A 24,345-nucleotide genomic window follows, 5' to 3' on the forward strand; every position below is an offset into this window, starting at 1 on the left:
CCATCGCTCCTGCAGCGCATTCTGGACTGATCGTTCCAGAATGACCGGTCCAGAAGAGCCGCAGGAGCGACCGTGCCCCTTGCTCCAGCAGCGCATTCTGGACTGATCGTTCCAGAATGACCGGTCCAGAAGAGCCGCAGGAGCGAGGACAGCTCGGCTCGAGCATCAGCCACCCCGCGCCGCGCGAGCGGTCACTCGACCACGTGGACCGTGGCGTCGAGCAGGTTGACGCCGCTCGCGCTGTCCCACGTCGCGCCGCTCGAGAGCCGGATCGCATAGCGTGGATCGTCGCGCAAGCGCTCGGACCCGTCCGGGAGCCACAGGCCGAGCTGATAGTCGCCCGGGGGGAGATCGGCCGGGATCTGCGCTTGCAGGCAGAGATCGCTCTCCGCGCCCGGCGCCCAGCGGCGCGGATCGGCGTCGACCTCGAGGACGTGCCGCGTGGCGCCCTGCTCGAGCACGAGGTGGACCGGGCGCGGATTGTAGGCTCGAGCGTAGCCGTCGTTGGACACGCGCAGCCGGAGCTGCAGCGACTGCCCGCGGGCGACCTGCTCGGGGGACTCGTGACCCATCACGACGAAGCGGTAGCCGAGGCGGCAGGCGATGGTCTCGAAGCAGCCCTCGGCCTTCCAGTCCGCGATCACGTCGGGGTGATAGTCGGTGTGGAGGAAGCTCCAGTGATGCAGGGAGAGCTCGGCGAGCGCCGAGGCGCACTGGCTGCGTGGCGGATTGAGAGCGCACGTCTCGCCCCCGACGGGCACGAACCCGGAGTCCTCGATAGCGTACTCCTTCTCGCCGGGGAGCTGGTAGGTGCCCTCGTCGTCGTCGCTCGCGAGGAAGCAGTCGTTGTGGTGACCGACGCGCGACAGCGGCGCCCCGGAGAACGCCGTCGCCTCGGTCAGCGGGCCGCCGTACGCCTCCTGCTTGTGGGAGGGGCGGCGCGCGAGCGTCATCCGGCTGCTCGGCAGCGCCTCGAGCAGCGCGTCGAAGATCTGCTTGCGGTTGCTCGGCTCGGTGAGATCGTTCGTCGACGAATGCCATTCTCCCCAGGCGCCGACGAAGCCGGGGTTCAGCACGGCGATGACGTCGGCGTTCTCCTCGAGCACGGGCCTGAGCTGCTCGATGTGGGCCAGCACGCGGCTGAGCGGCGCGTCCGGCTCGCCGATGTCCGTTGCGTAGTAGATCCGGGGGAGCACCTTCAGCCCGGCCGAGCGCGCGGCGGCGAAGCTCTCGTCGAGCTGATCGATGAGGGTCTGATCGATGTCCCGCGTGCGGTAGTCGTCGATGAGCACCTTGCCGTAGATCAGCGAGTAGCCCTCCTCCCGGAGATCCGAGACCGGGTCGAGGCTTCGGAGATCCATGAAGCGAAAGACGCCGCGCTCGGGGTTGAGCACACCCCGGCACTCGACATCGCCCGAGGGATCGTCGCCCGCGGCGAACAGCCTGGGCGCGTAGGAGCGCTCCACGGTGGCGCCGCTCCATCCGCAGCTGCCGGGCGGGAGACCCGTGCTGCCGCTGCTGCTGCCGTTACTGCCGCTGCTGCTGCCGCCGCCGCCGTTACTGCTGCTGCTGCCGCCGCCGTTGCTGCTGCTGCCGCCGTTGCTGCTGCTGTTGCCGCTGACGCTGGACGCGAGCGAGTCGCCCGGGCTGTCGTCGCCGACCTCAGCGCCGCACGCCGCCACGAGCGCCAAGGAAAGGCAGCAAACGCCGCCGCCCTGAAGTACGCGCGACATGACATGGCACAATGACCGGCTGCTCTCGTGAAGCATAAGCGATCTCCTCTCCGTTCGTGAATCAATGAAGCTGGGCCGCCCGCTCCCGCGGGCGCGCCGTCCATTGTACGACGGTACGCGATGCTGCGTTGTTAACGATTGTTAACGACGGTGTCTATGCGCCCGAGTCTCTCGACGTGGGTCACGAAAGCGGCGTGGCGAAGTACGCCCCCGGCGCCACGCCGAGGAGGCGCCGGAATGACGCGATGAAGGCGCTCGCGCTACGGCAGCCCACACGCTCGACCACCACCGCCACCGGCACCCTCGCGGCCATGTGCCGGCGTTGTCGTCGGGGAAGAGGCGAGCTGCTTCGGCGACAATCATCCGAGGTTTGTCATGGAACTCACGCTCGCTTGGCTCCGGTGATCCATATAAGATCAGGCCGAGGAGGTTCTTCATGCGCACGCATCGACCTGTCTTGCTCGCGACGCTCCTATCGGCCTTCGCTGTCGCGATGTCCGCCGTGCCGGGATGCGGGGACGACGAGACGCGGGCGAGCAGCGGTGGCCTGGAGCCGACAGGCACCGACTTCCTCTCCAGGTATGCGAAGGCCCTCTGCGACCGCACATTCGCGTGCTGCGACGCGGCGACCCGGGCCGCGCATGGCCTGGACGCGAGCTCCGCCGACGCATGCGCCTCGGATTTCGAAGCGATCTTCGTTGCCTTCAGCGGCGGAGGCGAGGTGAAAGGCACCTTCGTCCCGGAAAAGGCGGAGGCGTGCCTCGCCGAGGTGAACGCGGCCCCGTGCGCCGAACTTCAGATTCTGGGCGTGCTCTTGGGGGTGAACGAAAAGTTCACGCCATCCTGCCTCGATGCGTGGGACGGCTCCGCGCCCGAGGGCGGGGCGTGCGGCACGGACTGGGACTGCGCCGGGGACCGCTGCGTGCACACGACCGACGCGAGCGGGCAGAGGACATCGGCGTGCAAAGCGACGGCGTTGGCCGGACAGCCATGCTCGTCGAGGTTCGACTGCGACGAGGCGCTCCGGTGCGACCAGCCCTCGCCGCCCGACGCGGGGACGTGCGCGCCACGGCTCGCCGTGAGCGGGTCGTGCAAGGGGAGCCTCGACTGCCAGGAGGAGCTTCGCTGCGGACAGGACGGCACGTGCCAGGCGCGCGAGCAGGCGGGCGGCCCATGCGCGTCGGACGATGACTGCGCGGCCGGCACGACGTGCGATGGCGCCACCTGCGCGCCGCTCGGCGCCGCCGGCGCGCCCTGCTCCTCCGATTCGGACTGCGCGTCCTCCGCGTGTGTCGATGCGACGGGCACCTGCGCCGATATCTGCAAGGGCAGCTGATCGCAGGCCAAGAGCCCACCCAAGCCGCTTCGGGCCGAGGGCCGGCCGTGCCGCTCGCCGGGCACCACGGCTTCGTTCCCACCGCTCGCGCCGGCTCGCCACCGCGAGCTCGCCCTCGAGCGACGCGGTGCTAGGTCGCCGAGAGGCGCCGCTGCATCTCTTCCGGAGAGACGTCCTCGATCCGGCTCGCGAACGCCCAGCGGTGGCCGTACGGGTCGCGGAGCCAGGCCATCCGGTCCCCGAACGGCAGGTCCTGCGGCGGCCGCTCGACCGTCGCGCCTGTCGCCGCGGCCTGCGCCACGAGCGCGTCCACGTCCTCCACGTAGACGACCACGCTGGCGCTCGTCCCGCCGAGCGTCTCGGGGCTGACGGCGCCCAGCTCGGGATACTCGTCCGACAGGTAGAAGCGGGCTCGGCCGATCGACAGCTCGGCGTGGCCGAGCCGCCCGTCGGCCATCGCGATGCGCGAGGCCTCGCGCGCGCCGAACGCACGCTTGTAGAAGTCGATCGCCTCCGCGGCCCTGCGCGCGCTCAGGTAGGGAATGCACGTCTGACCTTCCGGGATAGGGGGGACCTGGCTCTTCGTCATCGTCGCGCTCCTTCGTGCTCGTACCGCGTCGAGCCCCTCCAGGGGAACGGCGGGTCATGCCTTGCAGCCCTGCGGCGCTCCTCGCGCGTCCGGGCACGCACAGGCCGGAGCACGAGCGGCGCTCGCCGCGAGAGACCGCCGAGGGCCAGGGGAACCGCGCCGTCCTCCGGCGTGCCCCCGTCGCCTCGGCGTCCCGGGTTGCCTTCCGTTGTAGAGCGTCACGCCTCCCGAAGATTGGACGAAATTTACCTGCCGCCCTGGCGGGCGCACCTCCGCCGGCGCGCGGCGCCCGATCGCCCTCGCGGCGCGGATCGCGCCCGGCGGCGGACGGCGGGCTGGGCGGTCGGGTCGGGGCGGACGGTGCGGTGAGGACCGCCGGATCGCGCGAAAGGGTTCCAACCGACCGCGGGCCCACTAAGATGGCCCGACGCACGCGCGAGGCGCTCCGACCGGCGCCCCGCCGCGCTGCGCAGGGATCTCATGAGCCAGAACCCGGACCGCCGCGATCCGCTCGACATCGCCGGCACCCTCATCGCGGACAAGTACAGGATCGAAAACGCCGTCGGCGAGGGCGGCTTCAGCGTCGTCTACAAGGCCGAGCACGTCATCTGGAAGCAGCCCGTCGCCCTCAAGTGCTTCACGCTCCTCGCGAACGCGCCGGCCGAGCAGCGCGACCAGCTGCTCCAGGCGTTCATCCAGGAGGGCAAGCTCATGGCGGAGCTCTCCAGCCGCTCGGCCGCGATCGTCCAGGCGCGCGACATCGGCACGTTCAACGCGCCGGACGGGCAGTGGCTGCCCTACATGGTCCTCGAGTGGCTCGAGGGCAAGCCGCTCGACCGGGTCCTCTACGACGAGACGTGCCAGGGCCTGCCCCCGCGCGACGTGTACGCGACGGTCGCGCTGCTCGAGTCGGCGGCGGTGGCGCTCGAGCTCGTCCACTCGCGGGGCATCGCGCACCGCGACATCAAGCCGGCGAACCTGTTCGTCATCGGCCCCCCGCGCGACACGTCCACGTTCGTGAAGGTGCTCGATTTCGGCATCGCCAAGGTCATGGCCGACCACGCGGCGGCGGCGACGGCGCTCGCCCACACGGGCAAGGACATCACCGCGTTCACGCCGAGCTACGGCGCCCCCGAGCAGTTCAGCCGCACCCACGGCGCGACCGGACCCTGGACCGACGTCTTCGCGATGGCCCTCATCATGATCGAGGCGATGCTGGGCGGCGCGCCGGCGCTGCAGGGCGACGACTACATCCAGCTCGCCGTCGCGAGCCGCGACCCGTCGCGCCGGCCGACCCCGCGGACCCTGGGCCTCACGGTCAGCGACGAGGTCGAGGCGGTCTTCGCGAAGGCGCTCGCCGTCGCGCCGGCGGACCGCTTCCCGACCATGGGCCGCTTCTGGGCGGCGCTGCACCGGGCGGTCTTCCCCGAGGCGCCTGGCTGGGCTGTCGCCACGGGCGGCGGCTCCCTCGCGCCCCCGTCCGGCGGGTCGTCGCCCCGCATCTCCGCCCCGCGGATGTCCTGGCCGCACGCCGCGACGACCGCGCCGACGATGGCGGCGCCGCCCACCGCGTTGCCGCCGGGCTCCGCCCCCTCGGCCGTGCGGGCCGCTCCCGGGACCGAGGTGAGCACCACCGGCGGCACCGCGAACGACGCGGCGGCGCAGCGGCTCGCGGCGAAGGCGGCGCCGCGGTCGAAGGGCGCGCTGGCGCTCGGAGGCGTCGCTGTCGCGCTCGCGGCCGGCGGCGCCATCGCGTGGAGCCTGCTGCGCGCGCCGGCGCCGCCGCTGTCGTCCGCCGACGAGGCGTCGCGGAGCGCGCCGGTCGCCTCCGCGTCCGCCGCGGCGGTGGCGACGGCGAGCGCCGCGCCGCCTGCGTCGGCCGCGGCGGCCGCGCGCCGGACCGAGTGTCCTTCCGGCATGGTGCTCGTCCCGGGCGGCAAGTTCTTCATGGGCTCCGACGAGCCGGATTTCAAGCTGTGGCAGCCCGCGCACAAGGTGACGCTCGACACCTTCTGCATCGACGTCCACGAGGTGACCGCGGGCGACTACAAGGCGTGCTCGGACAAGGGGGAGTGCAAGCGGCCGCCGGCCACGCCGGACTTCCCGAAGCAGGACGGGATCACCGCCGCCGAGCACCAGAAGACGCTGACCGCCCTCGCCGAGCTCTGCACCTTCGGCAAGCCCGACCTCGAGCGCCACCCGATCAACTGCGTGTCGTGGAGCCTCGCGGACGCCTACTGCGAGGTCCACGGCAAGCGCCTGCCGACCGAGGCCGAGTGGGAGTACGCGGCGCGCGGCTCCGACGGGCGCAGGTTCCCCTGGGGCGACGAGCCGGGCGACAAGACGTTCATGAACGCGTGCGGCACCGAGTGCACGGCGTGGGAGAAGGCGCGCGGGCTCAGGCCGAGCACGCGCATGTACGACGCCGACGACGGCTTCTTCGGCACGGCGCCGGTCGGCTCGTTCCCGAAGGGCAAGACGCGGTTCGGCGCCCACGACGTCGTCGGCAACGTCTGGGAGTGGACCGCGGACTGGTTCGAGACCTACAAGGACGAGGAGCAGGTGAACCCGAAGGGCGCGCCGGCCGGCGATCGCAAGGCGATCCGGGGCGGCGGCTACAACGGCGGGGTCCTGCTCTGGCTCAACCCGGCGTTCCGCTACCACCAGGTCGCGACGGCGAGCGCGCCGGGCATCGGCTTCCGCTGCGTGACCAACCTGTAGCCGTGCCCGTCCCCGCCGCGCAGCTCGCGAACCCCTCGATCACCGGCCCGCTCGGCACGCTGGCGTTCTCGCAGGTGCGCCCGCTGAGCTCGTCGCTCGCGCTGCGCGCGATCCGCTGGCACCAGAGCCTCGAGCGGCTCGGGGTGGTCCTGCCGTTCGCGCTGGTGCACGACGCGGGGCTGCTCTTCTCGACGCCGCGCGAGCAGCTCGAGGTAGGCCCGCGCTGCGATCCGAGGGAGCTCGTGGGCCGGCTCCGCGACGCGGAGCGCATCCTGGAGGGGTACCGGACGGTGCTCCGCGAGCTCGCCGAGAGCGAGGCAGCGCGCGGGGCGGCGCAGCTCCGGATGAACGACGACCTCGTCACGGTCGTGCTGTCGCGGCTGTTCGGCGCCGTCGCGGCGCGCACGCACACGGCGCCGGCGTACCGGGCGATGCTCCCCGTGGACGCGGCGCTCTTCGACGGGATCGAGCCGCAGCTCCGCGGCCTGTTCCTGTCGACGCGGCGCGACTTCGAGCAGCGGGCGCTGGAGGCGCTCGACGTCTCGCGGCTCTACGTGCTCACGATGTCGGACGCGCTCGACATCGAGACGCTGCGCCTGTTCGGGATGCTGGGCTCGGAGGCGTCGGCCGGGGCGCTCGCCCAGGTCGACCTGCTCGCGGCACTCTCGTCGCCCGAGGCGAACGACATCGTGAATTTCTCGCTGGAGATCCTGCCGAGCGTGCTCGAGACGAAGACGCGGCCGGCGGCGGGCACGACGGCGGCGCACGGCTACTCGGGGCTCGGCACGCGCGGCTCGATCGACAGCATGGTGCTGACGGAGCTCGCCTGGGACGACATGGAGCTCGCGCGCCGGATCGCGGACAACGAGGTGCTCTATTTCTCCCGCGAGCAGAGCCGGGACGAGCAGAAGCGCATCCATTACCTGCTGATCGACGCGTCGGCGTCGATGCGCGGCGATCGCCAGACGTTCGCCCGGGGGATGGCGATCGCGACGGGCAAGCGGCTCCTGCTCGAGGGCGAGGACGTGGCGTTCCGCTTCTTCGACGCGCGGCTTTACGAGCTCTACCGCGCGAAGAACGGCCAGCTCCCGACGGCGCACCTCCTGTCGTTCAAGGGGGAGCGCGGCAGGAACCCGGCGCGGGTGTTCGCGGAGCTCTCGACGGATCTCGACCTGACGCGGCACCACGACCCGCGGACGCCGGTGGTGCACCTCTTCACGCACGCGGCGCTCTACATTCCCCGGGAGATGGTGCAGGCGGTGCGCAACCACGCGCACATCTCGGCGGTGTTCATGCTGCCGTCCGGGGGGCAGCTGGACCTCGACTACCTGGATCTGCTGGACGCGCACTGGGTGGTCGACCACGCGACCGTGGCGAGCGGGGCGGCGCGGGCGAGCGCGGCCAAGGCCATCCTCGGGGAGAAAGACCGGCAAGACCGGCAGGACCGGCCCGAGGAGGGAGGTGCCGCCGCACGGCGCCTGGGGGCCCCGCCGAGCTCGCATGCGCATTGAGCCTCGCCCTGAGGGTAAGGCTCGATGCGCATGCTCGGACATCGGCCCATCCCGCAGGCGCCGTGCGGCGGCACCTCCCTCCTGGGGCTTACGGGAATAGAGGGGCGGAGTTGACGGGCGCGGGGGGGATGGCGCGGGGGGCTGCGCGATGGAGAGATGTTACGAGGTACGGCCGTAATACTCCGGCTCATTGCCGGGCTTCCACTTGATGTTGCAGCCGATGCTCGGGCGCTGATCCGAGGGGACGGGCGCCGAGGCGAGCACCGCGTCGATGGCGGCGCGGAGATCGCGGCCAGTCACAGGGACGTTGTTGCCAGGGCGGCTGTCGTCGAGCTGGCCGCGATAGACCAGCCGGCGATCCGGGCCGAAGAGGTAAAAGTCCGGCGTGCAGGCCGCCATGTACGCCTTGGCGACCTGCTGCGCCTCGTCGAGGAGATAGGGGAACGTGTAGCCGAACTCGCGCGCTTCCCTCGCCATCGCCTCGGCGTTGTCCGCCGGATACGCAGCGATGTCGTTCGAGTTGATCGCCACGATGGCGACGTCCTCGGGGCGGTAATCGCGCCGCAGCCTGGCGAGCTCCTGGCGCACATGCTTGACGAACGGACAATGATTGCAGATGAACATCACGAGGAGCGCCCGCTCCTTCGTGAAATCCGACAGCGCCACGGGCTTTCCGGTGTAGTCCGGTAGCCGGAAGTCGGGCGCCGGGGTGCCCAGCTCGAGCATCGTGGACGGGGTGCGTGCCATGACAGGATTCTCCTCTCGCTGTAACGGCGCGCACCATACCACGCGGGGCGGCAGGAGCGCCCGCGCCGCGCGCGCGGGCCCCGCAGCGCGGCCGCTCCCCTCCCCGGCGGCCGCTGGCTCGACGAGCTCGTTCGGCTGAGCGCTCGCTCCACCGGAGGGTCGAGGACGGTCAGCCGCTCGGAAGCAGCTCCGTCAGTCCGAGCTCACCGTCAGATCCCGGTCCTGCCATCCCGAGCCGTCGAGCATCAGCTCGCGGACGTGGCTGTCGCTCGAGCTGCGGAACACGATGGCCGAGAGGCCGCCGGCGGGAGCCGTGGTGTCATCCGCTCTCGCATCGACGCTCACGTGGACGGCGACCGACCCGCACACGTACCACGCCTCGACGGTGACCGAGACCATCGAGGGACTCGAATAACAAGGCTCCAGCGCGCCGCCGTGGCCATGACCCCCCTGGACAACCGGGCACGCGAGACAGCCACGAAGGGAGAACCACAGGAGCAATGCCGCTGACGGACAGCGCACGAGAGAGCGACGCTTCCGTGGCTCATCGATCCACGCGCACTACATTCATCGCATGCGGCTCAAATCGCTGGACATCTTCCGTGGAATGACGATCGTCGCGATGCTCCTCGTGAATTTCCAGGACAGCTTCCCGGCCATCTATCCGCCGCTGGCTCATTCGACCTGGGAAGGCTGCACGCTCGCCGACACGATATTCCCCTGCTTCCTCTTCATCATCGGCGTGACCCTGCACATCTCCCTGTCGGCGCGCCGCGCGCGGGGCGCGACAGACGGCGAGCTCGCCCGCCAGATCGTCAAGCGGGGCGCGATCTTCATCCTGCTCGGGCTGTTCCTCTCGGCGTTCCCGTTCTTTCCCGCGGAGCGCCTCACCGAGCTGCGCATCCCGGGCGTCCTCCAGCGCATCGGCGCCGCGTACGTGCTCGCCGCGCTCCTCAGCCTCAGGACCACGGCGCGGCAGCAGGCCATGATCATCGCCGCGGCCCTGCTCGGCTACTGGCTCCTCCTGCGGCTCTACCCGCTCGACGACCCGCACCGGACGCTGCCGGCCCTCGTGGACCGGGCTCTGCTCGGAGGGCACATCGCGCGCAAGGGCTGGGACGCGATGGGCGTCCTCCCCACCGTCCCCGCGGCGATGACCGTGATGCTGGGGGGCCTCGCCGGCCGCTGGCTCGGCGCGACCGCCGGGCTCCGCGCGCGCGTCGCCGGGCTCCTCGCGGCCGGCGCCGCGGGGGTCGCGCTCGGCCTGCTCTGGGGCCGCGTCTTCCCCTGGAACCGCAGCCTCTACTCGAGCTCGTTCGCGCTGTTCACCGCCGGCGTGGCCGCGGTCGTCCTCGCCGCCTGCATGTGGATCGTGGACGTGAAGCGATGGCAGCGGTGGGGCGCTCCGTTCCTGATCTTCGGCGCGAACCCGATCGCCGCTTACGTGGGCTCGACCATGATGGGACACCTGCTCTACTTCGTGACAAGCACCGGAGACGACGGCTCGAGGACGAGCGCGCTGGAGCTCCTGTACGCGCGCCTCTTCGCGTCGTGGCTCTCGCCGCTGAACGCCTCCCTCGCCTTCGCGCTCGCGGCGGTCGCCCTCTGGCTCGTGCTCCTCTACCCCCTCCACCGCCGGGGCATCTTCCTCAAGGTCTGAGGCGCCGCCCGGCGCGCCGCGATCACCTCGGGAAGTGGGGTGGTGGTCGGGGTTGAACAGGGAGGCGGGGAGGCGGGGAGGCGGGGAGAAAAGCTCAATGTTCTTCCACTCTTCCCGCCTTCATGTGAGCTCTCACTGGGCAAATGCGACCACTACCGGAAGTGGCGCTCGATCATCGAGAAGAACGCCGCGCCGCCCGGCTCGCCGCCGATGCTCCAGTACGTCACGCCGCCGAGCCCGCCCTGGCTGGCGGCGACGACCTTCTCCTCGAGCGACTCGAGGTCCTCGAAGAAGAGGTGCGCGCCGCTCGCGAGGACCCGGTTCGGCGCCCTCCCTGCCTCGAACCGCTCTCCCCCGTCCTCCGCGCACCGGCTCATGTGGTCGGTGCTCGTCGCATAGCTGTCGCCCGCGAGCTCCCGGCATTTGCTGAGCGGCTCGCACCCGACCACGGCGCCCCCGCCCTCCGGCGCCTCCGGCCCGAGCAGACCGTAGTTCGGCAGCCCGAGGATGAACTTCTCCCGCCGCGCGCCGCCGTCGATGCCCCCGATGTACGCGACGGTCCGCCGGAGCCACCCGAGCGGCGCGACCGGGCCCGCGTGCGGCCCGCCGCCCCAGTGGTAGTCGTAGCTCATCACGTGCACGTGATCGGCCGAGGCGCTCAGCGCCTCGTAGTCGAAGACGCCCCTCGCGGACGCGACCGCCGGGACCGCGAGCGAGAGCGTCCTTCCGTGCGCGTGGAGCGCGCGCGCGAGCTCGTCGATGAACGCCGAGAACGCCGATCGCTCGGCCTCGACGGTCTCGCCCGGGCCGAGCACGGACGCGAGGTGCTCGTAGTCGACGTCGATCCCGTCGTAGCCGTTCTCCATCACGAGCGCCGCGAGGCCCGCCACGTGCTGCGCCCGGAGCGCGGGGTCGTGGATCATGGCGTGCACGGCGACGACGTCGGGCCGGTCGACCGCGGCGACGAGCGGGACGAGCCGGGTCCGCCCGCCGCCGGCCGTCCCGCCCGTCGTCGCGTCGAGGACGCGCCGGTCGTGGAAGCCCGCGAAAGGCGTCGCCCGGCCGCGCGGGTGGTTCTCGAACGTCGTCGGCGAGGCGACGCGCCACCACTTCGGGTGGACAGCGTCGAACGCCCCGGCGTGGGCCGCGAAGGTGTCGTAGCCGAGCTCCGTCGACCTGGGATCTCCGAGGAACTCGTGCAGCCAGCCGCAGAAGCGGTGCTCGCCGGACGCCCCTTCGCGCGGCGGCGCGGCGCGGCCCACGCCGAGCGCGTCGGGCGCCGCGCGGCCAGCGCCGAGCGCGTCGGGCGCCGCGCGGCCAGCGCCGAGCGCGTCGGGCGCCGCGCGGCCAGCGCCGAGCGCGCCCGGCGCGCCCGGCTCGGCGCTCGTGGCGTCGACGAGCAGCGGCGTGCGCTGGCCCCCGTCACCGCAGGAGAGGGCGGACGCAGCAGCGCAGGCGATCGGCAGGGCGTGACGGATCAGCTTCATCATCGGCCGCCGCTCTAGCAGCCGGCCCCCGCAGCGACAGGCGGGTTCTCGCGGTCCCGCGGGGCGCCTCACGGCGCGCCCGCGATGCGCCTTTTGACGGTTACTCCATCGCCGCGCGCCGCTCTCGCGGCGTTGTACTACGCTCACTCCAGGCATGACCCAAGGCGTCCGCCCCCTGCACGAGCTCCGCGACGAGGCCCGCTCCGCGCTGGCCAGGAGCGATCTCTCCCGCGCGCGGGACGCGCTCTTCAGCGCCCTCCAGCACACCATCGCCCGCGAGGAGGACTACGTCGCCATGACCGACGAGCTCCGCGACGTGCTGGTCCGGCTGGGCGACCACCGGAGCGCCCTCACCGTCGCCTGGTACGCGGGCAGCGAGCACAGCCAGCGGCCCCTCATCACCCACGTCCCGTCCATCGACCGCGCCCGCACCATGCTCGCCTGGGCCGAGCGCGAGCAGGACCCCGAGCGGCAGAAGCGGCTCTACGCCCGCGCCGCCGACGAGTACGAGGCCGCCGGCCTCGTCGCGCAGGCCGCCATCGCCCGCGAGCGCGGCCAGGACTTCGCCCGCGCCCGCGCCCTCTGGTCGCGCCTCGCCCAGCTGCTCTCCTCGTCGGGCAGCGACCTCTACGCCGCCGGCCTGGCCCGCTTCAACCTCGCCCGCACCTCGCTCCGCACCGGCGACGCCGCGGCCGCGCGCGAGGCCGTCTTCGCCTCCGTCCACCTGCTCGAGGAGGCCGCCGACCGGTACGAGACCATCGGCCAGCGCGAGCGCGCCTTCGACTGCTACCAGGTCCTCATCGCCGTCGGGCGCGAGAGCCGCGCCTTCGAGCACGTGCTCGAGGGCTACGTGAACGTCATCCGCATCCTGCGCGAGGACCACCTGCGCTACTACGCGCTCCAGTCCTACGAGGAGGCGGTCGCCGCGGCCGAGAAGCAGGGCGAGATCTCCGCCGCCGCCACGCTCGCCCGCGAGATGGCCACGTACGCCCGCAAGGAGGGCCTCGCCGCCGTCGCCAACTTCGCGGTGCTCACGCAGGCCCGCCTCTGGCAGGAGGTGTCCGCCGTCTCGCAGAAGCGCGCCGCCCCGCCCGAGATCGCCGAGAACGCGCTGCTCGCCGCGGTGATCGCGCTCGGCGAGGCGGGGCAGTACAGCAAGGTGGGCAGCGTCTACCGCGCCCTCACGCAACTGCCGCTCGAGGAGAACCGCAAGAAGCACTACGCCCGCGCCGGCGGCCGCTACGTCGACGCGCAGGACCTGCCGATCGACGCGTCGCCGCTGCCCGCGCACCTCCGCCACGAGCTCGGCTTCCCCGACGTGTGGCACATCGATCTGGTCGAGTGGGAGCAGGCCGGCAGCGCCAGCCAGGCGTGCGGTGACATCGTGCTCGACCCGACGCAGTGGTCCGAGGTCACCCGCCGCCGCGCCATGCTCGCCCGGCTCACGGCGCTCGCCGTCGAGAGCGCGGCGCCCGCCGCCGCGCCCCTCTCCCGGTCGCCCGCGCAGCAGCTCATCAGCCTCGCGGAGCAGCTCGCGACCGTCGAGCTCTACACGATCCTCTCGCCGCTCGAGCACCTGTTCCGCCGCCCCGAGCCGAAGATCCGGGTGGCCGTCGTCCGCGCGCTCTCCCGCTTCCTCTACAAGCGCACGTTCATCACGCTCCGCGACGCGCTCGTCGACCCCGACCCCACCGTGGTCCACGAGGCCGCGCGCGCGCTGGAGGAGCTGCGCTTCGCCCACGCCTTCGATCCGCTCGCCCGCATCTACCGCGAGTCGCAGGCGCCCGCCGTCCGCGCCAGCGCGGTGCGCGCGATCGCGAAGATAGACACCCTCGAGGCCGGCGAGATGCTCCTCGGCATCCTCCAGCACGAGGGCGCCGAGGAGCGCGCCGCGGCCGTCGAGGCGCTCAAGCGCGCGCGCGGCATGAAGTTCGTGGAGCTCGCCCGCGGGGCGCTCGCCGAGCTGCCAGGCTCCGCGCAGGCCGTGGTGCGCGAGATCCTCCAGAGTCGCGGCATCAGCCCATGAGCGCACGAGCGCGTCCGGCGCGCGTCCGCCGGCCGCCCCGCGCGGCGCAGGCCCGGGGTGGTCGTCTGTCCGGACGGAGACCGCACGTGTGTTCGGTCCCCACCTGCGCTCACGCAGGCAAGACCGCCTCAGACGAGCAACCCCGCGATTGTGCGCTGCGCCAAAGGGGATTCCCTAACGCTTTGTCTCTCGAGGGCTCCTCGAGGGCGTGCGCGTCGGCCTCCAGTCGGGATACCCTGCACGCGCCAATCCAACTCATCCCGAGAGCTTCTCGGCGCATGATGTCGTAAGCATAGAAGCGGACGGAGCGCTTGGGGGAGCGCTGGGAAACCGCCGTCCGGGGCTCCCGATGGTGCGCTGCTCGACAACGGTCGACTTCTCAGCGCGCCACCGGCGGCTCTTGTGTTGCGTGGGCAGCAGCTGGGCGCCGCGGCGCGGCGCCCAGCTGCCCTGCCCATCCGCGGCCGGGCGGAACGAGGCGCCGGCGCTACCGCCCGGGCGCCCGGCAGCTCGAGCCGCGCGCTCGGCGGCTGATGCCGCGCGCTCGGCGGTTCGCGCGACGCGCTGAGCGCCTGATGCAGCGCGCTCAGCGGCCGAAGATCGACTCGAGCGCCGGCACGAGGCGGGCGTGGCGGAACTGGTAGCCCAGCTCCTCGGCGCGCTTCGGATAGACGCGCTGCCCGGTGGTGATGATCTCGGCCGCGTCGCCCATCCCGAGCTTCACCACCGCCTCGGGTACGCGGAGCCACGACGGCCGGCGGAGCACGGCGCCGATCGCCTGCGCGACCTCCTCGCCGGTCGCCGCGTGCGGCGCGGTCACGTTGAGGGGGCCGCGCACCGCCTCGTTGTCCAGGGCGAGCAGCGTCAGCCCCACGACGTCGTCGCGGTGGATCCACGAGGTCACCTGCTTGCCGTCGCCGATCGGCCCGCCCACGAAGAACCTGAAGGGGGCGATCATCTTGTCGAGCGCGCCGCCGCCCTCGCCGATCACCACGCCGATCCGCAGCTGCACCGAGCGCACGCCGTGCTGCTCCTCGACGGCGCGGGCCGCCTCTTCCCAGCGGACCACGACGTCGGCGAGGAAGCCCTCCCCCGGCGCCGCGCCCTCGTCGAGCACCTGGTCGCCCGGCTGCGGGCCGTAGTAGCCGACGGCGGAGGCGCAGAGGAACGCGCCCGGCTTGCGCCTGGCCTTGCCGATCGCCTCGCCCATGAGGCGGGTCGTGTCGATGCGGCTCCTCACGATCTCGCGCCGCGCGTCCTCGGACCACCGCTTCACGATCGACTCGCCCGCGAGGTGGATGACCCCGTCCACCCCGTCGAGCTCCTCGAACCACGGCCCCGCGCTGTCGGGGGTCCACGACACGACGCGCGCCCCGGGCAGCGACGCCTGCGTCCGCCCCACGTCGCGCGTCAGCACCGTCACGCGATCACCCCGCGCGAGCAGGTCCTTCACGAGACCGCGCCCGATAAACCCGCTGCCCCCAGTGACAAGAACCGTCTTCACGGGATCTATCTATCACGGCTCGGACGGAGGCGGGGCGCCCGCTTCGGCGCCGTCGCCGTCGAGCGCGCGCGCTCGTCCTCGTCGGCGACGGCGGGCAGCTGTCCAGTCGTGACGCGGAGCGCGGGAGACGGTAAGACGCCGGACGAGATGGATGACCTAGAGACCTTCAAGAAGCTTCCCCTCGGCGGCCTCGATCGCCGCGCACTCGTCGGCGCGCTGGCCGAGCACGGCGCGCGCGTGGCGACCGAGCAGCTCGCGGCGCACCGCGCGCGCATCAGCCAGGCCGGCGCGCGCATCGCCCCGGACACGGCGGTGCTGATCCTGGGCGGCTCGAACGGCATGACCCGGGCGCTCGCGCTGCAGCTGCTCTTCGGGGAGCGGGCGGCCGTCTTCGCCGTGCACTTCGACAGCGAGAAGATGCAGATCGGCCCGCACCACGTGAAGGCGATCTCGGACGCGGCGGAGGCCGAGGGGCTCACGGCGCGCTTCTGGAACAACGACGCCACGAAGCCGCAGGTGATCGACGAGGTCGTCGCCGCGCTCAAGGAGCGGTATCGGGCGGTGCACCTCGTGAACGGCATCGCGGCGGGCGCGATGAAGCGGTACGCGGAGCACGGTCCGACCAAGGTGAAGGACCTCGACGTCGCGTTCGACCCGGTGCTCCAGGTGCCCGACTTCTCGCGCCCCGAGAACATCCGCAAGCTCGGGCTCGTCGAGGTGGACGTCGCGAACGACGTGGACATCGAGCGGACGAACAAGTTCATGGGCACGTCGTCGCTCCTGTGGGCCGAGCCGCTCGCCGCGGCGGGGCTCCTCGCCCGGGGCGAGAGCGTGGTGTCCTTCTGCGACTACGACTACCCGAGCGACGACCCTGTCTACGCGATGGGCCCCCTCGCCGGCGCGAAGCAGCTCCAGCGCAAGACGATGGCGGAGATCCAGGAGCGGTTCGGGGTGCGGACCGCGCGCATCTGCTATCCGGCCCTGGCGACGACGGCGCTCGGCGCGATCCCGGGCGGGCTCCTGATGTACGGGCTCAGCACGCAGATCCTGAAGGAGCGCGGGCAGTTCAAGGACGTCATCGACCTCGCGGGCGAGACGATGGAGATCTGGCGCCCGAGCTGGGACGGCAGCGACCTGCGGGTCGACGCGGCCTACCAGGCCGCTCTGCCGGAGTTCAACAAGCGCAAGGAGCAGCTCGGGCCGAACGACGTCCCGGGCGCGTTCCGGCTGCTGTTCGAGAACGCCTAGAAAAAAAGGCGCGCGGGGCCTCGGCTCCGCGCGCCTCTCTCCACGGTGGTGCGTGCCGGCCGGCGCCGCGCGGGGAGCGCGGCTGGCGGCCGCCCCCTACCCTTCGGCCCGCGCGATCTCGGGCTCCAGCCGGGCGACCTGGCACTTCTCGGACATCTGGAGGATGCCCATCCACGCGAACACGCGGATGACCTGATAGGCCGGGTCGATCTCGAACCACCGCACCGCGAAGTTCGGGCTCATCGAGTACTTGTGGTGGTTGTTCTGGAAGAGCTCGCCGAGCGTCACGACGTCGAGGACCAGCGTGTTGCGCGAGTCGTCGTCGCTGTTGAAGTTGCGGTAGCCGTAGCGGTGGCCGCACCAGTTCACGATCGCGCCGTGCAGCGGGCCCATGGTCCAGTGGAGCGGGAGGAACAGGAACTGCCACCAGTGCGAGGCGAAGGCCGCGTAGAAGGCGACGTAGCCCGTGCCCCAGGCGAGGCGGCTGATCCACGAGTTGCCGATGCGATCGAGCGTGGGCCACTCGGGGTAGCCGCCGAGGAAGCGCGGCTCCACGTCGGCCGTGCCCGCGTAGATCGCGTCGTACTTCTTCGCGGTGTCCAGCATCATCGGCGTGACCCCCGAGTAATACCGCGGCGAGTGCGGGTCCTTCGGCGTGTCGCTGTAGGCGTGGTGCATGCGGTGCAAGATCGCGTAAACCCACGGAACGAGATACGAAGAGCCCTGCGTCAGGTACGTGAGGAAGTGAAAAATCCGCTCCCAGCGCTTCGACATCGTGAACATCCGATGGGAGGCGTACCGGTGCAGGAAGAAGGTCTGGAAAAAGACCGACAGCGTAGAGTGGGCGATAAGGACGACCGCGATCTCCATGTTCGGCTTCTAGCCCGGTGGTCCGGGGCAGGGGGTCAGCTCACGGTCACGATTCCGTAACGGGGCCTGGATCCGTGGGATTTCGTGTTGCTTCCGAGGTCTCCCGTGATCGCCCGAGTGCGTCCGTGGTAACGGCGGAGTCGTGAAGGCCGTGATCATCGGGGCGGGCCGGGGCAGCCGGCTGCGTCACCTGACCGAAGAGCTGCCGAAGACGCTGGTCCCCATCCTTGGCCGCCCGATGCTCGACAGCATCCTCGACGCGCTCGCGGCGGGCGGCTTCAGGCGGTCGGACGTCGTGTTCGTCTGCGGCTACAAGGCCGAGGTCATCCGCGCCGCGTACCCGGACCTGACGTACGTCGAGAACCGCGACTGGGAGCAGAACAACATCCTGCTCTCGCTCCTCTGCGCGCGCGAGCACCTCGGGGGCGGCTTCGTCTCGACGTACGCGGACATCGTGTACCGGCCCGAGATCGTGGCGGATCTGGTCCGCTCTCCGCACGACATCACGCTCGCCTGCGACACGGACTGGCGGCGACGCTACGTGGGCCGCTCGCAGCACCCCGAGACCGACGCCGAGAAGCTCCGCGCCGACGCGGCGGGTCGCGTCGTGGAGATCTCGCGCCGCATCCCGTCGGAGTCCGCGACGGGCGAGTTCATCGGGGTGATGAAGCTCTCCGCGCGCGGCGCCGCGCGGTTCCTGTCCGCCTTCGACGCCGCGCGCGCCGCCTTCTCGGAGCGGCCGGAGTTCCGCGAGGGCCGGTCGTTCCGGCGCGCCTACCTCATCGATCTGCTGCAGCACATGCTCGAGTCCGGCGCCGATCTCCACAAGGTCGACACCCACGGCGGCTACATGGAGATCGACACCCTGGAAGACGCGTCGCTGTCCGACGCGTGGTGGCGCGGCGCGACCTGAAGCGGCTGCTGACGATCATTCTAGAATGATCGTTCCAGAATGATCACTCCGGCCCGGCACTGGGACGCCCCGGGGCATCGGCCAGAGGAGCCTCCAGGCGACGGCGAGGCCACAGGCGGCGGCGAGGCCACAGGCGACCGGCCCTGTCTCGGCCCCCGGATCACCGATCATTCTGGAACGATCATTCTAGAATGATCGTTCCAGAATGATCACTCCGGCCCGGCGCTGGGACACCCCGGGGCGAGCGCCGCTCTAGAACAACTCGGCGAAGGCCGCGCTCTGCGCGAGGAGGCCAGGGAGCCCGCCGGTGTGCAGGAACAACACCCGCTTGCCCGAGAGCTCGCCCCGCTCGGCCATGTCCCAGAGCCCGGAGAACGCCTTGCCCGTGTACACCGGGTCGAGGACGAGCCCCGACAGCCGCGCGACCTTCAGGATCCGCGCTCGCTGCTCGGGCGTGGACACCGCGTAGGCCGGCCCCCTGGCGGAGTCGTCGATCACGAGCTGAGCGGGCGCGCCGAGGCGCGGCTCGAGCGCGCGCGCGTCGTCCATGATCGCGCGCGTGATGCGCGCGAACGTCTCCCTGTCGTCGCACACCGCCATCGCGCGCACCTCGCCGGCCACGTCGTAGCGAGCCGCGCCGAGCGCCGCGCCCGCCGCCGTCCCGCCGGAGCCGCAGGCGTGCACGATGACGTCGAACGGCTTGCCCCCCGCGAGCCCGAGGTCGAGCTGCTTCCGGATCTCCTCCATCGCGCGCACGTAGCCGAGCGCGCCGAGGCCGTTCGAGCCGCCCTCGGGGATCACGTACGGCCGGCCGCCCTCCGCGCGGATCTCGGCGGCCGCCTCGGCCATCACGACGTCGCGGGTCCTGTACACCTCGGGCGAGATCAGCCGGATCTCCGCGCCCGCCAGCCGGTCGAGCAGCACGTTGCCCTCGAGCGGCGCCCCGGCCGCCGGATCCGCGGTGCGCAGGAACAGCACCGAGCGCAGGCCGAGCGAGGCGCAGAGCAGCGCTGTCGCGCGCGCGTGGTTCGACTGGAGGCCGCCGCAGGTGATCACGCAGTCGGCGCGCTCCTCCCGCGCGGCGGCGAGGAGGTACTCGAGCTTGCGGATCTTGTTGCCGGCCTCCGCGCCCGCCGTCATGTCGTCGCGCTTCACGTGGAGGTCGACGCCGAGCGCCTCGGCGAGCCGCTGCGGGCGCTGGATCGGGGTCGGAAGGTGGCTCAGCGCGAGTCGCTTGCGCATCGTTGCTCTCCCATCTCTCCTTGCCGGGGGAAGCCGTCGGCCGCCGGCGCCTTCACCCGACCTCGACGAGCCGCGCGCCGCTCTCCACCGTGGCGCCCGGGGTCGCGTAGATCTTCTTCACCACGCCGCTGCGCGCCGCGCTGAGCTCGTTCTCCATCTTCATCGCCTCGACGACGACGAGCGGCGCGCCGGCCAGCACCTCGTCGCCCTCGCGCACGAGCACCTTCAGCACCCGCCCCGGCATCGGCGACGTCACGAGCCCCTCGCCCATGGCCGGCCCGGCGCTCGCGGCGCTGCGCAGGTCGCGCGCGCGCTCGCTCTCGACCCGCGCCGTGAAGCGCCGGCCGTTCGCGGCGACGCCCACGTCGGGCGTCGCGCCCTCCAGCAGGAGCTCCACGCCGCGCCCGTCGAGGCGGAGGTGCGTCGAGGCGCCGTCCCCGAAGGCGTCGGCCGCGAGCGTGCGCCCCTCGACCGAGACCTGCACCTGCCCGTCCGGCAGGTGCGTCACGTCGACGGGGATCTCTCGGCCGGATGGGAGGGTGACGTGGTATCGCATCGCGTCTCGTTGACCTCTACCAGGTGGCGTCCGCTGCTCTCCAGCACGCCGGCGCGGCGCCCGCGCTCGCCGCGCCCCGCTCGCCGCGCAGCCGCCCATCTAGCACCCTGCGCGGCCCTCGTCTGCTGGTTCGCGCGCGGGCGCGGCCTCGGGCCCGATGACCTGGCCGGCGCGCCGTTCGCCCCCGGCGCGGGGACAAGCGGGTGAGGGCCGGGGAGCCCTCCGTGGCTCAGTGGATCACGCCCAGCTTGAGGGTGAGCAGGTACTGATCGGGGAGCTCGGTGCCCGCGGCGTCGTCGAACGCGCCGCCGGGAAAGAACGCGCCGGCCTCGGTGCCGAGCTGGATGGTGACGAGCCTGCCCATCGCGATGCGCGCGTCGACGCCGAGGTCGAGCTCGACGCCGAGATCGTGGCGGCGCCGGTCGCCGCCGTCGTAGTTGGGCAGGCCGCCGCCTGCCCGGGGGATGCCGTACGGATCGACCAGGTCGGACGTCGTCTCGGCGATGACCGCGCCCGCCTTCAGGTCGAGCCAGCGCGCTGGCCGCACGACGATCCGCGGGTTCACGTAGGCGGCGCCGAACACGCCGCCCTTGGAGGGCAGCGACCTGATGCCCGGCTCGGGCGTCGCGGCGAAGCGCTCCCGCTCGGCGATCGTGGCCGCGCGAGCGGTCTTCCAGGCGAGCACCTGGTCGAACAGGAGGAGCCCGACGTTGTGGCTGGGGTCGAACGTGAACCGCCGCGCCACGCCGTCCCTTGGGTCGTCGTCGCCCGAGGCGTAGCCCGCCTCGACCTCCGTGACGACGCGTCCCCAGCGCTCGGCCGGCCGCCCGCGGCCCGCGACATGCACCGCGCCGAGCGTGACCGCGCCGCCGGCCGAGCGCATCGCCACGGGCGCGCGCTGCGCCGCCGCGCCGGGAGTGGGCGTGGGTCCGCTCGGCGTGAACGACGCCGAGCCCAGGACCACCGCGGCCTCGAGCTCGCCGTAGACGTGGGCGCCGCCGCCCGGCACCGGCGCGTCGAACTTGCCCGCCACGTCGATCACCCCTGCGGTGAACGCCTCGGTGAACTGGGCGAGGCTCGTCTTCGCGCGGCGCTCGCGCGCCTGCCGCCGCAGGGCGCCGTAGATCCCGACCTCGCCGCGCCGGGCTCGCCAGAGCGCCGACACGACCGCCTGGAGGGCGCGATCGCCCTCCCCCTCGTCCTGCCCCTCGACGTCGTTTCCGAGCAGGTCGGCCGCGCTGTCCTCGAACACGAGGTCGCCCGCGACCGTCACGACCAGCGGCCCGCTCGGGCCCATCGGCGTCGCCGCAAAGAGGACGCGCTCCACCAGCGACCCGCGCTCGTAGTCGCCGAAGAGGCTCGCGCGCTCGCCGTCGTTGGCGACGAGCCCCATCCCCCAGTGGGCGCCCTGCTGGCCCAGCCTGAAGACGCCGATCGTCGACGGCACCTCCAGGTAGAGGTAGCGCGGGTGCACGTCGTACCAGGTCAGGGCGGCGCGCGCGTCGCGCACCTGCTCGACGTGCCGCGTGACGTCCCCGGCGAGGAGCCCCCGGACGACGTCGATCTGCGCGATGAGCGAGGCCTTGTCCTTGTAGTGGAGCCGCGGCGAGAGGCGCAGCCAGTGCGCGATGTACTGGTTCTGCCCGAGCGTCGTCGCGCCCGGATCCGAGAGCGGCGGCGCCCGGAGCCGGAGATCGCTCATGGCGCTGTAGCGGAGCTGGTACTCGCCCTGCAGCGAGAACGTCACCCGGTCGGGGTCCGGCGCCCGCGGCGGCGCGCGGCCCGTGTCGAGCACGAGCCGCTCCTCGAAGCGATCGATGTCCGGCGCGGCCGGCTCCGGCGCCGGCGCGCGGCCCGTGTCGAGCACGAGCTGCTCCTCGGAGCGCTCGACGTCCGCCGCGGCCGGCTCTGGCGGCGGCGCGCGGCCCGTGTCGAGCATGAGCCGCTCCTCGGAGCGCTCGACGTCCGCCGCGGCCGGCGGCGCTCCTGCTCCCGCGCTCGCGGCGGCCGGCGGCGCTCCTGCTCCCGCGCTCGCGGCGGCCGGCGGCGCTCCTGCTCCCGCGCTCGCGCCTGCCGCGGGCTGAGCGGCGCTCCTCGAGGCGAGCCCGACAGCAAACGCAAGCGTGGCGAGTGGGACGGAGGCGAAGCGCATCGGAAGCAAGCGAGCGCGCACCGGCGCCCGGCCGGGAAATGCGCCCGGCGAGGATAGGCGGATCGATCCCGGCGGGGCACCGGATTCGTCCGTCGCCGGCGGGCCCCCGGCAGGATCGCCGGCGGCGAGCGGGCTCCGGGGGTGCGTCGGAGGGCGGAAAGAAGGCGAGAAAGCGCCGTTCTTCCGGCCGTCCCGTCCGGCTTCGTCGCTGCGGACAGAGCAGGATTCCGCGCTTTCCCGGGAGGGCGCGCCCGGGGCGTGGCCCGAGCTGCCGGCGAGCGGCCGGGCGACGCCGGTCGCGGCCGATCTCGGCCGCAGCGACGGCTTTTCTCGGGGCATCCGCCGCTCTAGCGTGAGCCGCCGTGACCCCTTCCACGCCGCGCCCCGCCGCTCCCTCTCCGCTCTCTCCGTTGCTCCTCGGCCGTCCTCTGTCGCTCGCGGATCTCGAGGACGTCGCGCGGCGCGGCCGTCCGGTGGCGGTCTGCGCCGAGGCGCGCGAGCGCGCCGCGGCCTCGCGCCGCGCGATCGACGCGATCGCGGCGGCGGGCGACGCGGCGCCCGCCGTGTACGGCATCAACACCGGCTTCGGCGCGCTCGCGGAGACGCGCATCGCCGATCACGACATCCGGGCGCTCCAGCGGAACCTCGTGCGGAGCCACGCCTGCGGGGTCGGGCCCGATCTCGGGGAGGCGGAGGTGCGCGCCATGATCGTCCTGCGCGCGCAGGTGATCGCGCTCGGGCACTCCGGGGTGCGCACGGAGGTGCTCGACCTGCTCACCGCCCTGCTCGAGCGCGGCGTGTGCCCGCGCATCCCCGCGCAGGGCTCGGTCGGCGCGTCGGGCGATCTCGCGCCGCTCGCGCACCTCGCGCTCGCGCTCATCGGCGAGGGAGAGGCGCGCTTCGAGGGGCAGCTCCTGCCGAGCGCGTCGGCGCTCCAGAAGGCCGGCATCGCGCCGCTCGAGCTCGCCGCGAAGGAGGGGCTCGCGCTGATCAACGGGACCCAGTACATGACCGCGCTCGGCGCGCTCGCGCTGCGGGACGCGGCCGCGCTCTGCACGGTCGCGGACATCGCCGGCGCGGTGAGCCTGGAGGCGCTCATGGGCTCGAAGCGCCCGTTCGACGATCGGCTCATGCGCGTCCGCCCGCACCCGGGCCAGGCCGGCACGGCCGGGAACCTGCGCGCGCTGCTCGCGGGCAGCGAGATCATGCAGAGCCATGCGGACTGCCCCAGGGTGCAGGACGCCTACTCGCTCCGCTGCATGCCCCAGGTGCACGGCGCGACGCGCGACGCGCTCGCCTGGGCCGCGGAGGTGCTGACCCGCGAGGTCAACAGCGTCACCGACAACCCGACGGTGTTCCTCGCGGAGGGGGGCGCCGAGCTCATCTCCGGCGGCAACTTCCACGGGCAGCCTGTCGCGCTGGCCCTGGATCTCGCCGCGATGGCGGCGGCCGAGCTCGCGAACATCAGCGAGCGGCGGGTGGAGCAGCTCGTGAACCCGGCGCTCTCGACCGGCCTCACCCCGTTCCTGGCGCCGCGCAGCGGGCTGCACTCGGGGTTCATGATCGCGCAGGTCGCGAGCGCGTCGCTGGTCAGCGAGAACAAGGTGCTCTGCCACCCGGCGAGCGTCGACTCGATCCCCTCGAGCGCCGGCCGCGAGGACCACGTGAGCATGGGCAGCATCAGCGCCCGCAAGTTCGCGCAGGTGATCGAGAACGTCCGCAGCTCGCTGGCGATCGAGCTGATCACGGCGGCGCAGGGCGTGGACCAGCGGCGCCCGCTCCGGCCGAGCGCGGGCGTCGCCGCAGCCCACGCGGCGATCCGCCGGGTGGTGCCGGAGCTCACCGAGGACCGTCCGCTCTACAGGGACATCGCGGCGGCGGCGGAGCTCATCCAGAGCGGGGCGCTCATCGCCGCGGTCGAGGAGGCGGTCGGGCCGCTCAACTGATTTTTTCTGTTTCCACAATTACAATCGAGACGATTCTGTGGAAATCTGATGCGCGTCATCGGAATGCAAATGCTCCATCGAAGGGCGAGTTGCTGTACATTGGC

The 24,345-nt window shown here is 72.4% G+C and carries 20 protein-coding genes; 10 read left to right on the forward strand and 10 right to left on the reverse strand.

All coding sequences use genetic code 11. From position 1 onward, the window contains the following. Window positions 1-191: 191 nt before the first annotated feature. The gene (locus WME89_RS38130; RefSeq protein ID WP_438004518.1) at window positions 192-1,466 is read right to left on the reverse strand and encodes a DUF4832 domain-containing protein; all 1,275 of its coding nucleotides are present in this window, start codon (window positions 1,464-1,466) and stop codon (window positions 192-194) included. A 40-nt stretch (window positions 1,467-1,506) separates the two neighbouring features. Here WME89_RS38130 and WME89_RS38135 point away from each other — a divergent pair, with 40 nt between their 5' ends. Both WME89_RS38135 and WME89_RS38140 read left to right on the forward strand, forming a co-directional pair. Next, on the forward strand, window positions 1,507-1,719 hold the full coding sequence (locus WME89_RS38135; RefSeq protein WP_438004519.1) for a hypothetical protein: 213 nt from the start codon (window positions 1,507-1,509) through the stop codon (window positions 1,717-1,719). Between the two features lie 450 nt (window positions 1,720-2,169). Then, window positions 2,170-3,069 (forward strand): hypothetical protein, encoded by a 900-nt coding sequence (locus WME89_RS38140; RefSeq protein WP_438004520.1) that lies wholly within the window; start codon window positions 2,170-2,172, stop codon window positions 3,067-3,069. Between the two features lie 130 nt (window positions 3,070-3,199). On the opposite strand, the gene WME89_RS38145 is transcribed toward WME89_RS38140, so the two are convergent. After that, window positions 3,200-3,658 carry a VOC family protein gene (locus WME89_RS38145; protein ID WP_438004521.1) on the reverse strand — a complete coding sequence of 153 codons (459 nt, stop codon included), beginning with the start codon at window positions 3,656-3,658 and terminating at the stop codon, window positions 3,200-3,202. 480 nt (window positions 3,659-4,138) lie between these two features. Between WME89_RS38145 and WME89_RS38150 the strand changes: the two genes are divergently transcribed. Together WME89_RS38150 and WME89_RS38155 are read left to right on the forward strand one after the other, a co-directional pair. After that, on the forward strand, window positions 4,139-6,379 hold the full coding sequence (locus tag WME89_RS38150; RefSeq protein ID WP_438004522.1) for an SUMF1/EgtB/PvdO family nonheme iron enzyme: 2,241 nt from the start codon (window positions 4,139-4,141) through the stop codon (window positions 6,377-6,379). 2 nt (window positions 6,380-6,381) lie between these two features. Then, window positions 6,382-7,890, forward strand: a complete 1,509-nt coding sequence (locus WME89_RS38155; RefSeq protein WP_438004523.1) for a hypothetical protein — start codon at window positions 6,382-6,384, stop codon at window positions 7,888-7,890. A gap of 159 nt (window positions 7,891-8,049) precedes the next feature. On the opposite strand, the gene WME89_RS38160 is transcribed toward WME89_RS38155, so the two are convergent. Both WME89_RS38160 and WME89_RS38165 read right to left on the reverse strand, forming a co-directional pair. Beyond that, a complete protein-coding gene (locus WME89_RS38160) occupies window positions 8,050-8,637 on the reverse strand; it encodes a thioredoxin family protein (protein ID WP_438004524.1) in 588 nt (195 codons plus the stop codon). A 192-nt stretch (window positions 8,638-8,829) separates the two neighbouring features. After that, a complete protein-coding gene (locus tag WME89_RS38165) occupies window positions 8,830-9,036 on the reverse strand; it encodes a hypothetical protein (RefSeq protein ID WP_438004525.1) in 207 nt (68 codons plus the stop codon). A gap of 175 nt (window positions 9,037-9,211) precedes the next feature. Here WME89_RS38165 and WME89_RS38170 point away from each other — a divergent pair, with 175 nt between their 5' ends. Then, window positions 9,212-10,297 (forward strand): acyltransferase family protein, encoded by a 1,086-nt coding sequence (locus tag WME89_RS38170; protein ID WP_438004526.1) that lies wholly within the window; start codon window positions 9,212-9,214, stop codon window positions 10,295-10,297. A gap of 152 nt (window positions 10,298-10,449) precedes the next feature. On the opposite strand, the gene WME89_RS38175 is transcribed toward WME89_RS38170, so the two are convergent. After that, window positions 10,450-11,787 carry a glycosyl hydrolase family 18 protein gene (locus WME89_RS38175; RefSeq protein WP_438004527.1) on the reverse strand — a complete coding sequence of 446 codons (1,338 nt, stop codon included), beginning with the start codon at window positions 11,785-11,787 and terminating at the stop codon, window positions 10,450-10,452. A 151-nt stretch (window positions 11,788-11,938) separates the two neighbouring features. Here WME89_RS38175 and WME89_RS38180 point away from each other — a divergent pair, with 151 nt between their 5' ends. Further along, on the forward strand, window positions 11,939-13,810 hold the full coding sequence (locus WME89_RS38180; RefSeq protein ID WP_438004528.1) for a HEAT repeat domain-containing protein: 1,872 nt from the start codon (window positions 11,939-11,941) through the stop codon (window positions 13,808-13,810). Window positions 13,811-14,396: 586 nt separating this feature from the next. Here the strand turns inward: WME89_RS38180 and WME89_RS38185 are convergent. Then, on the reverse strand, window positions 14,397-15,314 hold the full coding sequence (locus WME89_RS38185; RefSeq protein WP_438004529.1) for a TIGR01777 family oxidoreductase: 918 nt from the start codon (window positions 15,312-15,314) through the stop codon (window positions 14,397-14,399). A gap of 147 nt (window positions 15,315-15,461) precedes the next feature. On the opposite strand from WME89_RS38185, the gene WME89_RS38190 reads away from it, so the two are divergent. Further along, entirely contained in the window at window positions 15,462-16,562 is a 1,101-nt protein-coding gene (locus WME89_RS38190; protein WP_438004530.1) for a hypothetical protein, read from the forward strand. 96 nt (window positions 16,563-16,658) lie between these two features. Here WME89_RS38190 and WME89_RS38195 read toward each other — a convergent pair whose 3' ends face one another. Continuing rightward, window positions 16,659-17,432 (reverse strand): acyl-CoA desaturase, encoded by a 774-nt coding sequence (locus WME89_RS38195; RefSeq protein WP_437619645.1) that lies wholly within the window; start codon window positions 17,430-17,432, stop codon window positions 16,659-16,661. Between the two features lie 142 nt (window positions 17,433-17,574). Between WME89_RS38195 and WME89_RS38200 the strand changes: the two genes are divergently transcribed. Then, window positions 17,575-18,345: an NTP transferase domain-containing protein gene (locus WME89_RS38200; RefSeq protein ID WP_438004531.1), complete on the forward strand. Its 771-nt coding sequence runs from the start codon at window positions 17,575-17,577 to the stop codon at window positions 18,343-18,345. A gap of 252 nt (window positions 18,346-18,597) precedes the next feature. Here WME89_RS38200 and WME89_RS38205 read toward each other — a convergent pair whose 3' ends face one another. The 3 genes from WME89_RS38205 to WME89_RS38215 all read right to left on the reverse strand — a co-directional run bounded on the left by WME89_RS38205 (window position 18,598) and on the right by WME89_RS38215 (window position 22,082). Next, window positions 18,598-19,587, reverse strand: a complete 990-nt coding sequence (locus WME89_RS38205; RefSeq protein ID WP_438004532.1) for a D-cysteine desulfhydrase family protein — start codon at window positions 19,585-19,587, stop codon at window positions 18,598-18,600. Window positions 19,588-19,639: 52 nt separating this feature from the next. Next, the gene (locus WME89_RS38210; RefSeq protein WP_438004533.1) at window positions 19,640-20,143 is read right to left on the reverse strand and encodes a biotin/lipoyl-containing protein; all 504 of its coding nucleotides are present in this window, start codon (window positions 20,141-20,143) and stop codon (window positions 19,640-19,642) included. A 229-nt stretch (window positions 20,144-20,372) separates the two neighbouring features. Next, complete coding sequence (locus WME89_RS38215; protein WP_438004534.1) at window positions 20,373-22,082, reverse strand: hypothetical protein; 1,710 nt, start codon at window positions 22,080-22,082, stop codon at window positions 20,373-20,375. Between WME89_RS38215 and WME89_RS38220 the strand changes: the two genes are divergently transcribed. Together WME89_RS38220 and hutH are read left to right on the forward strand one after the other, a co-directional pair. Next, entirely contained in the window at window positions 22,081-22,227 is a 147-nt protein-coding gene (locus tag WME89_RS38220) for a hypothetical protein (RefSeq protein ID WP_438004535.1), read from the forward strand. The genes WME89_RS38215 and WME89_RS38220 overlap by 2 nt on opposite strands. Window positions 22,228-22,705: 478 nt before the next feature. After that, window positions 22,706-24,241, forward strand: coding sequence for a histidine ammonia-lyase (hutH, locus tag WME89_RS38225; RefSeq protein ID WP_438012025.1), 1,536 nt, complete (start codon window positions 22,706-22,708; stop codon window positions 24,239-24,241). Window positions 24,242-24,345 lie beyond the last annotated feature (104 nt).

It is taken from the genome of Sorangium sp. So ce321 (assembly GCF_051530195.1).
In the GTDB taxonomy this organism is placed as follows: domain Bacteria; phylum Myxococcota_A; class Polyangia; order Polyangiales; family Polyangiaceae; genus Sorangium.